The sequence below is a fragment of the Helcococcus kunzii ATCC 51366 genome, from assembly GCF_000245755.1.
GTDB classification, from domain to species: domain Bacteria; phylum Bacillota; class Clostridia; order Tissierellales; family Peptoniphilaceae; genus Helcococcus; species Helcococcus kunzii.
In genome coordinates, this window is sequence record NZ_JH601088.1 from 1,941,737 (window position 1) to 1,951,869 (window position 10,133).

Annotated in this window: 8 protein-coding genes; 5 read left to right on the forward strand and 3 right to left on the reverse strand. The window is 29.8% G+C overall.

Features of this window, described 5'->3' with window-relative positions:
- Nucleotides 1-203: 203 nt before the first annotated feature.
- The gene (ftsH, locus tag HMPREF9709_RS08650; protein ID WP_005399235.1) at nucleotides 204-2,177 is read right to left on the reverse strand and encodes an ATP-dependent zinc metalloprotease FtsH; all 1,974 of its coding nucleotides are present in this window, start codon (nucleotides 2,175-2,177) and stop codon (nucleotides 204-206) included.
- A 441-nt stretch (nucleotides 2,178-2,618) separates the two neighbouring features.
- Between ftsH and HMPREF9709_RS09720 the strand changes: the two genes are divergently transcribed.
- Together HMPREF9709_RS09720 and HMPREF9709_RS08660 are read left to right on the forward strand one after the other, a co-directional pair.
- Complete coding sequence (locus HMPREF9709_RS09720) at nucleotides 2,619-3,278, forward strand: FadR/GntR family transcriptional regulator (RefSeq protein WP_005399236.1); 660 nt, start codon at nucleotides 2,619-2,621, stop codon at nucleotides 3,276-3,278.
- A gap of 13 nt (nucleotides 3,279-3,291) precedes the next feature.
- A complete protein-coding gene (locus HMPREF9709_RS08660) occupies nucleotides 3,292-3,738 on the forward strand; it encodes a PTS sugar transporter subunit IIA (RefSeq protein ID WP_005399237.1) in 447 nt (148 codons plus the stop codon).
- A 251-nt stretch (nucleotides 3,739-3,989) separates the two neighbouring features.
- On the opposite strand, the gene HMPREF9709_RS08665 is transcribed toward HMPREF9709_RS08660, so the two are convergent.
- On the reverse strand, nucleotides 3,990-5,159 hold the full coding sequence (locus HMPREF9709_RS08665) for an IS110 family RNA-guided transposase (RefSeq protein WP_005397777.1): 1,170 nt from the start codon (nucleotides 5,157-5,159) through the stop codon (nucleotides 3,990-3,992).
- 287 nt (nucleotides 5,160-5,446) lie between these two features.
- Between HMPREF9709_RS08665 and HMPREF9709_RS08670 the strand changes: the two genes are divergently transcribed.
- The 3 genes from HMPREF9709_RS08670 (at nucleotide 5,447) to tkt (ending at nucleotide 9,041) form a co-directional block, all read left to right on the forward strand.
- Complete coding sequence (locus HMPREF9709_RS08670) at nucleotides 5,447-5,725, forward strand: PTS sugar transporter subunit IIB (protein WP_005399238.1); 279 nt, start codon at nucleotides 5,447-5,449, stop codon at nucleotides 5,723-5,725.
- A gap of 64 nt (nucleotides 5,726-5,789) precedes the next feature.
- Complete coding sequence (locus tag HMPREF9709_RS08675) at nucleotides 5,790-7,061, forward strand: PTS ascorbate transporter subunit IIC (protein WP_005399239.1); 1,272 nt, start codon at nucleotides 5,790-5,792, stop codon at nucleotides 7,059-7,061.
- A 24-nt stretch (nucleotides 7,062-7,085) separates the two neighbouring features.
- Complete coding sequence (tkt, locus tag HMPREF9709_RS08680; protein ID WP_005399240.1) at nucleotides 7,086-9,041, forward strand: transketolase; 1,956 nt, start codon at nucleotides 7,086-7,088, stop codon at nucleotides 9,039-9,041.
- A gap of 252 nt (nucleotides 9,042-9,293) precedes the next feature.
- On the opposite strand, the gene HMPREF9709_RS08685 is transcribed toward tkt, so the two are convergent.
- The gene (locus HMPREF9709_RS08685) at nucleotides 9,294-10,073 is read right to left on the reverse strand and encodes a DeoR/GlpR family DNA-binding transcription regulator (protein WP_005399241.1); all 780 of its coding nucleotides are present in this window, start codon (nucleotides 10,071-10,073) and stop codon (nucleotides 9,294-9,296) included.
- Nucleotides 10,074-10,133 lie beyond the last annotated feature (60 nt).

Consider the following 10,133-nt stretch of genomic DNA (forward strand, 5'->3'; position numbering starts at 1 on the left):
TTAGCATAAAATTATTACTTGGTTATATTAGATTTTACAAATACCCAAGTAATTAGAGTAAAATTTTTACTTGGGAAAATTAAACATATACAAAATGCCAAGTAAATTTTAATATATTTCTACTTGGCAAAAGGAATTTTTGGTACTAATCAAATAAAATAATTCGATTAGTACTATTCCCTAATATTAGATTGTAAATTTAACTATTCTTTGTCTTCAAAATTTGAATCGGATTCATCAATAATGTTTGTTAAATTTTCTGAAACATCATCAGATTCTTTATTTTGATTTTCTGCATTTATTTTTTCTTCTACATCTTTAATGTATTGTGGTTTTTCAGTTAATACATAGTCACCATTAAAGATATCCATGAATTGTTCACCTGTAATGGTTTCTTTTTCTAATAGATATTTAGATATTTCATGAAGCTTATTAATATTTTCTTTTAATAATTTATGAGCTAAGTCATGCGCTTCTGAAATAATTTCCATTACTCTTTGGTCGACTCTATTTTCAGTTTCTTCAGCTGCATATGAATTTTTTGAAGCACCTTTTAGATATTTTGAAGAGGATTGTTCTAGAAGAATGAAGTTAAAGTCATCTTCCATTCCATATGTGGCAACCATTGCTCTTGCAATAGAAGTAGCTCTTTCAATATCGTTTGATGCACCAGTTGTCTTAATGTTAAACACTATTTCTTCAGCAGATCTACCACCAGTCAATGTTACAATTTCACCAAATAAGTCATCTCTTGATCTTAAGAATCGTTCTTCTTCCTCAACTTGCATTGTATAACCAAGTGCACCGGAAGTTCTTGGAATGATTGTAATTTTAGTTACTGGAGCTGTGTGAGATTGTGCTGCAGCTGCGATGGCATGACCAACTTCATGATATGCAATAATTTCTTTTTCTTTTTGTGTAATAACTGCATTTTTCTTTTTATGTCCAGCTATTACAACTTCAACAGATTCAGCTAAATCTTCCTCATTAACTAATTTTCTACCTTCTTTAACGGCTCTCAAAGCACCTTCGTTTACGATATTCGCTAAATCGGCACCTGAAGCACCAGCAGTCATTCTTGCTATATTTTTTAGATTTACATCTGGAGCAAGCTTGATTTTTTTTGCATGAACGGCTAAGATTTCTTCTCTTCCCTTAATGTCAGGTAATTCAACTCTAACCTGTCTATCAAATCTACCCGGTCTTGTAAGTGCAGGGTCAAGAATCTCTGGTCTGTTTGTTGCTGCCAAGATAATAACTCCACTTGTAGCATCAAAACCGTCCATTTCATTTAATAGTTGGTTAAGAGTTTGTTCTCTTTCATCATTTCCGCTATATCCTGATGTATCTCTTCTTTTACCAATAGCATCAATTTCATCGATAAATACGATACATGGAGCTTTCTCATTTGCTTGCTTAAATAAATCTCTTACTTTAGAAGCACCTAAACCAACGAACATCTCAACAAATTCAGAACCTGAAATTGAGAAGAATGGTACATTTGATTCACCCGCAACAGCTTTAGCAAGTAATGTTTTACCCGTTCCCGGAGGTCCTACTAATAGCACACCCTTTGGAATTACAGCACCTATTTCAGTATATTTTTTAGTATTGTGCAAGAAGTCTACAATTTCTTCAAGACTTTCTTTTGCTTCATCTTGTCCAGCAACATCCTTAAATGTCGCAGAATTTGAAGCTTTAATATATTTTTTAGCATTAGATTTCCCAAAGCTCATGGCATTGGATCCACCCATCATGTGTTTTGTTAAGTATCTTATTCCTAAGAACATAATTACAATAGGTATTACCAATTGAATTAAAATTGAAATAAGCGGATTGGTTGGCTCTACAATCTCTGTACCAAACTCTGATTTTGCAGATATCAATCTTTCTGTAATCTTAGGATCTGGCCATTTACCCACCTTATAATGTTTTTCGACTTTATCTTCCTCTGTAGAAAATCTGATTTGATTTGATTGTTCTTCAACTTTTTTTACTTTTCCTTCCGACAACATGGAAATAAACTTATCATATGTGACTTCGGTTATTTCTCTATCTCTTATCATCGGAGCAAAAATAAATTGAAATATTAAAATAATTAACGCACCAATTATATACCACGCATAAATTGGAGGTTTCTTATTATTGTTATTATTATTTGAATTTTTAAAAGGCATTTATTACTCCCAATTGTTTATTTGATTATATTATATGAGTTTAATGTGTTTAAACTTTGTATATTTCTTATTATATCCATATCCTGAATAATATAACAGATATTATATCATTAAAAAAGCAATATTAATACAATAATAAATTAAATTGATAAAAATAGTCTGTTCATTTTTAAGAAATATAATTGAAAACAGTTACATTTGTCTTAAAAAATTAATAATTAAAAATAAAAACATAATTAATAACTTGTTAATACTAAAGACAAAATACTTAAAATAAGACGATTAGAGATTGAAAAATACACAAAAATATAGATAAGACTAAGGATAAACTAATATGACAATAAAGGATATTGTTTTCATTATCTATTGACGTTTGTTGTTTTAGTGATATTATTATAATATACCTAGCGAACAAGTGGTTAGGGGATTATATATTAGGAGGTGATTAATATTTCTAGAGTTGAAAGAACGAATTTACCTGATATTATTGCATCTGAGATAAAGAACAGAATATTAAATAATGTCTGGGAAGTAGGAGACAAAATACCATCAGAAAATGATTTATCAAAAGAGTTTGAAGTAAATAGACTTACCATTAGATTAGCTATAAATAAGCTAAACACATTAGGACTTTTAGAAACTAAAACTGGAGAAGGAACGTATGTTAGAAAATTAAATTTATATAACTACATAAATCAAATAATTCCTTTTATAGTTAGTTCAAATGAAATAAATCATATACTTGAATTTGAAAATACAATATTGAGTTTACTAAAAAATGAAGTTATTTTTGATGATAAAGATACAAAGCTTATCAATAAAATAATTGACAAAACAGATGAGAATATAAAAAAATTGGCATCAATACATTTTATATTAAAATCATATGACGACGATATTGTTGAAGAAATCGCAAATGACTTTTTTACAATAAAAAGATGTATTTTTGAAAAAACAACAAATTCATTGATTAAATCTATAATTATTTCTTTAGAAAAAATTTTAATAGAAAATGATATTGAAAAAATAAAAAATTTAAATCCTAATGAGTTGACATGTTTAGTAGATAGGATAAATAAATTAATAATGAACTATAAATAAAAGTAGGTAAATTATGAAAAAATCAATGATAGAGATTGATGTTGAGGTTAAGGATAAAAGGGAAGCTGTAGAAAGAGCAGGGAAAATACTCTATGAAAATGGATATGTAGAAAAAGAATATATCCCTGCTATGATTAAAACATTAGAAGAATTCGGACCATATATTGTAATTACCAAGGGAGTGGCTTTACCACATGCTAGGCCAGAAGAAGGTGCATTAAAATCTGGAATATGTGTAGTTAGATTAAAGGAATCAATAAAATTTGGTAATCTAGACAACGATCCTGTAGAGATATTGATAGGGTTAAGTTCTTTAGGTAATGACGAACATTTAAGAAATATCCAGATAGTCTTATCTATACTAGAAAATGAGCAAAATATGTCTATTCTTAAATTTGGCAGTGTAGAAGAAATTTATAATATTTTTGAAAGACTAACTATTAAAAGTCAAGAGGTATAATTTAAAAAATGTTAAATTTAGTAATGAATAAAAAATAAATAGAAAAATAAAAAGATTCTAAAAAAAGGTATGACAAAAAGACCTAACTAAATTTAGGAAAAACTAGATTAAGCAAAGGTTAGAATTAAACCGTTTTTGCTTTTTAGATTGTAATTTTTTCAAAAGAACCTGTAAATGATAAAGGCTACGCCCGAGCAAAGCTCGTCATTTACAGAACCTTTTTCAAAAATTAATTTACAATTAAGCAAAAACTAAATTTGTACTTGATAAGGTTCATTTTTGGTTAGAACTGCAAAAATAGTATGACAAAGCTTTCTAGCAACAGCATTAGTAGCTACTAAATGATGCTTTCCTTCACTGATTTTTTTCTGATAATAATCAGAAAAAACTGGGTCACAAAATTCAGCTCTAAGAGCAGATTGAAATAAAGCACGTCTAAGGAATGGAGAGCCCCTTTTAGTCATATGATTAGAAGTGGATTCAAATTCTCCAGACTGGGAAATACTTGAGTCAATACCTGCGTAAGCAACAAGCTTTGAAGGATTAGAAAATCTTTTAATATCTCCAATTTCACCTAATATTGTAGCTGCATTAACAGCACCAATACCAGGGATTGTAGTAATTGGAGAATTAAGTTTTTCAAGTAAAATCTCAATTTCTTTTTCGACATCTGAAACTTGATTTTGAATAAAAGAAATTTGCTCAATAAGCATTTTGATTTGTAGGCTGAAAGAATCCATACAGAAATTTACACCAAAAGAAGTAGAAGCTTTCTTAGAAAGTTCTTCAAGTTTTCTAGATGCAAACTTCTTTCTAGAAACATTATCTAAAAAAGATTGTAAATCTTCAGAATTGATATCCTCAAAGTCTGAAGGAGTAGAGAAAGTTGAAAGTATTTCTTTAGAAGTCTTACCAAAAATATTGCTAAAAGAAGAAGCATATTCAGGGAAAACTTGATCTAAAAGAGCAATAGTTTTTCTTTTAAGATCACCAATTGAAGAAACAAGGTAGGACCTGAATCTGGAAAGGTTTCTCAAAGATAAATAATCCTCGTTAGAAAGAGAAGTTTCAACAAAATCTCCATAGCGAAGAAGATCGGCTATTAAAAGAGAATCGATAATATCAGTTTTTCTCTTTCTAATCTCAATACCTTGTCTCCAGCCATCAGTTTGGATTGGATTAATAACACGAACAGTGAAGTTTTTTTGAACAAGATATGAGTATATAGATAGCCAATAATGACCTGTAGCTTCCATACCAATTTCAAGTTCATTTTTGAAAGATTCTAGTTTAAGGATTAAACTTTCAGCACCATCAATGGAATTTGAAAAAGAAAAAGCTTTAAAAATAACCTTTTTCTTATCATCAACTAATGAAGCAACATGAGTATTTTTACCAATATCAATACCTAAATAAAACATTTGAAACCTCATAAAAAAGTATTTTAGATAGACACCTCAAAATCTAATAACGTTACTGCCTTATGGTATATACGAAGTACCCTGGAAGGGTCAACATCTAACTTATTCGTAAACAGCTAAAAGATTAGAGGACTCACTCTTTCAAGTACGAGATTAAATCTCAAGGAGGGAACGAGTACACTCTATCTAATAACAATATTATACAGTAAAACTGAATAATACTTAGTCGAAAAAGGTTTATAGGTTACCTTTAACAACCTAAATACATTATATAAGGAGGGGAAAAAATGTATAGTGCTTTAGTTGCTTGTAGAACAGGAATGGGAAGTTCAATGATGTTAAAAATTAAGGTTGAACAAGTAATAAGAGAAAACGGCTGGAATATTACTGTTGACCATAATGAAGTTTCAGCTGTTCAATACTTTAATGGTGATTTATTAATTACTATGGAAGATTTGGCAGATGAAATAACAAACAAACCATTTGCAGTGATTGGAATAAAAGACTTGATGAATAAAGATGAAATTAAAGAAAAATTACAAAAATTTTTAGATAGCAAACAATAATAAATTTATTGAATAATATTTGAAAAAATAATATTTAATATTTGAGGATAAGTCAGGAGGAAAAATGGAAATTTTAAGAGTAATAGTTCAGGATTTATTAGGGGCATCCTCAGTTTTAGTTGGATTGGTGGCTTTTATTGGACTATTTTTTCAAAAAAAACCTATGCATGAAGTTATAAAAGGAACAATAAAAACAATAACAGGTTTTTTAATTTTTGGTATAGGAAGTGCAGCAACAGCTGCAGCATTAGAATCATTTCAATCCTTGTTTAGTGAAGGGTTTAAGTTGAATGGAGTATTACCATTAGCCGAAGCTGTTACAGCATTAGCGCAAGATAAATATGGAACAGTAGTATCATTAGTTATGGTATTAGGATTCTTTTCAAACTTTTTAGTTGCAAGATTCACTAAATTTAAATACATATTTTTAACTGGTCAACATAATTTATACTTAGCAGCATTATTAACTATAATGCTAAAATTTTTAGGATTAGATAATACTTCAGTAATAATACTGGGTGGTATATTGCTAGGTATATCAGCAGCAATTTTCCCAGCAATTGCACAACCAGGAATGAGAAAAATAACCGGAAGCGATGAAATTGCTATGGGACATTATGTTACTTTAGGTTATGCTTTGTCAAGCTGGGTTGGTGGTAAAGTCGGAAACCCAAAAGATAGTACAGAAAATCTAAAATTACCAGCATGGTTAAGTATATTTAAAGACTACGTTGTTGGCGTAGGAGCTACAATGATTATTTTCTTTTACATAGCAGCTATTGCAGCAGGTAAAGGTTTTACAGAACAAACATCGAATGGTGTAAACTGGTTAGTGTATCCTCTATTTCAAGGTTTAACATTTGCTGCATCTTTATATGTAATAATTACTGGAGTTAGGATGTTTTTAGGGGAGATAGTCACAGCTTTTGTTGGTATTTCAGAAAAACTGGTGCCAGATGCTAAACCAGCATTAGATTGTCCTGTAGTGTTTGCTTATGCTCCAACTGCTACACTTGTAGGGTTTATAAGTTCCTATGTTGCAGGATTGATTTGTATGGGAATTTTTGCAGTTTTAGGCCTACCTGTTATTATTCCAGTAGCGGTTCCATATTTCTTTATAGGAGCTACTGCAGGTGTATTTGGTAATGCTACTGGAGGTTGGAAAGGAGCAGTAGTAGGATCATTTATTGTTGGGATTTTAATAGCTGTCGGTCCAGCAATAATTTACCCAATAATGGAAAATGTTGGATTAAAAGGAACAGCTTTTCCAGAAACAGATTTTAATTTCGTGGGAGTAATTTTATATACAATTGGAAAAGTACTCGGTTTAGTCTAAGTATAATAGAAGGATGGAGGAAAAATGAATTTAGACGAATTAATGGTGTCAGCAATAAGAAGCTTATCAATAGATATGGTAGAAAATGCGAATACAGGGCATCTGGGGATGCCTCTTGGCAGCGCGCCAATGACATATGAACTTTATAAAAATCATTTAAATGTAAATCCGAAGAATCCAGAATGGTTTAATAGGGACAGGTTAGTTTATTCAGCTGGTCATGGAACACCACTCGTTTACTCTATGCTACACTTATTTGGTTATGATTTGAGTATACAGGATTTAAAAGAGTTCAGAAGTTTAGGAAGTAAAACTCCAGGACACCCAGAGTATAATGTTACACCTGGAGTAGATGCAAGTACTGGTCCTTTAGGTGTTGGGGTAGCTACTGCTGTAGGTTTAGCAATTTCAGAAGCCCATCTTGCTAAAAAATATAATAAAAAAGATTTACCTTTAATAAATCACTATACTTATGTGATAGCAGGCGATGGCTGTCTTATGGAAGGAGTTGCTAATGAAGCATTTTCATTAGCGGGATCTTTAGGTCTTTCAAAATTAATATTATTGTATGATTCAAATGATGTTTGTTCTGATGGTATGGTTACAGATAGTACTATAGATGATGTGGAAGAGAAATTTACTGCTTTGGGTTGGAACTATTTAAAAGTAAGTGATGGAAATAATCTAAAAGAAATAAATGATGCAATTTCAAGAGCTAAAACATCAAATAAACCTACAATAATAGAATCCAAAAACATTATTGGTTTTGGGTCTACGAAGCAAGGTACAAATAAAATTCATAGTGACTCAGTAGGTGAAATAGAAGCTAAGCACATGAAAGACTCTTATAAATGGATGATTAATGAACCTTTTGCATTACCCGAAGAGATAAAAGAATATAGGAGAGAATACTTAAAACTATCTCAAGAAAAAGAAGATGAATGGAATAAAATTTTATGTAAATATAAAGAATTATATCCTAAAGAATATTCAGAACTATTTGAAATTGATAAAAAAATAGATAAATTTAATATAGAAGAAATGGGAAGGTTTGAATCTCCTATTGCTACAAGGGGTGCTTCAGGAAAGTCTCTAAACTTTATATTTGATAAATTAGGAATATTAATGGGGGGTTCTGCTGATTTAGGTTCATCAAACAAAACAATTTTAGCAAATAGTTCATTTATTAGAAAAGATGATTTTTCTGGAAACAATATCAATTTCGGTGTTCGAGAATTTGCTATGGGAGCAATAATAAATGGTATAACACTGCATGGAGGATTAAGAGGATATTGTGCTACATTTTTAGTATTTTTAGATTACATGAAAGCATCAATTAGAATGGCAGCTTTAATGAAGATAAATCCAATATTTGTATTTACACATGATAGCATAATTGTTGGTCCTGACGGTCCTACACATCAACCTGTTGAGCAATTATTAAGCTTAAGGGCTACTCCTGATGTGGATGTGATACGACCAGCAGATCCAAACGAAACAATGTATTCATGGGAATACGCATTAAAAAATGATAAACCTACTGTTTTAGTATTGGGAAGGCAAGATGTTGAAATTCTTTCAGGAACATCTATAGAGAATCTTAAGAAAGGTGCATATGTAATAGATGATACAGATAATTATATGGGGACAATAATTGCAACTGGAAGCGAGGTTCATTTATCAATAAAAGCAAAAGAATTATTGGAAAAAGATGGGATAAAAGTTAGAGTTGTAAATATGCCTTCTTGGGAATTATTTGATAAAATGGAAAAAGAATATAGAGACCATGTATTAGATAGAACCAAACCTGTGTTATCAGTTGAAGCATCTTCTGAGATAGGATGGTGTAAATATTCTGATTCACAAGTTTATAATAATGAATATGGAGATTCAGGTAATGGTCAAAAACTGTATGAAGAAAGAGGTTTTACTCCGGAAAATGTAGCAGAAAAATTTAAGAAATTATTAAGTGATATGTAATCAATATTCATAATCATTTAATTAATAGCAAAGTATAGGATTGATAGTTGTATATTTTATATTACTTTTGAAATAAAGTAATAATTTATTATACATTAAAATATTTATAGAACAAATAGCTCAACTTTTTCATTATAGTTATATGAGTAGAAAAAGTTGAGCTATTTAATTGTTTAGGATAATATTTATAATTCAGAACATATATCGGGATAAAAAGCTTAAATATTTCAATATTCTAAAAATAAAAAAGAATTATTGATATTCTTCTTTGTCTATATCTAGCAATATACATTTTACACCTAGCATAGTTAAATTATCAATAAACGTACTATCGGCATCAGAATCGGTAATTAGTATATCAAAGTTTCTTACACTTCCAGAAATAAACGCACTTTTGTGATTAAGTTTGGAACTATCAACACATAGAATCACTTTATTGGAGTTTTCAATCATTGCCTTGTTAACTGCTACTTCATCAATATTTGCAGTTGTCATGCCTTCTTCTAAATGGAACCCACTAGCCCCTAAAAACGCCTTATTTGCTTGAACGCCTTTTATATTTTTTATTGCAAATTCTCCTGTCATAGCAGATTTAGGTGCTTTTATTTCTCCTCCAGTAAGAATTATTTTCACATTTGGAAGAGTATGATATTTTAGGGTTTTTCCATTATTAGTAACAACAGAAATATATTTTGATGGTTCAACATATTTGATAGTTTTTATACTTGTATCAGATGAATTTATAAAAATGGTGTCATCATTCTCAATTAAAGATGCAGCATATTTTGCAATAAGATCTTTCTTTTTTTCTATTCTTGTTGTCAATATAACTTTTGAATCTATAGCTTGAACTTCTCCGTGTATCTTATGTATTAATCCTTTTTTTGATAAAAAATTTATATCTCTTCTAATTGTAGGTAGTGAGACATTTAATTTACTGGCTAAATCTTTATTGGAAATACTTTTATTTTCGTTTATAATTAGTAATGCTTTTTTTCTTCTTGAATCAATTAACTCTTTACTTTGTTTCATAAAAGACTCCTTTTTACATCTCTTTATTTAAAAGAGTACATAAAAAAGTCATAAAATACA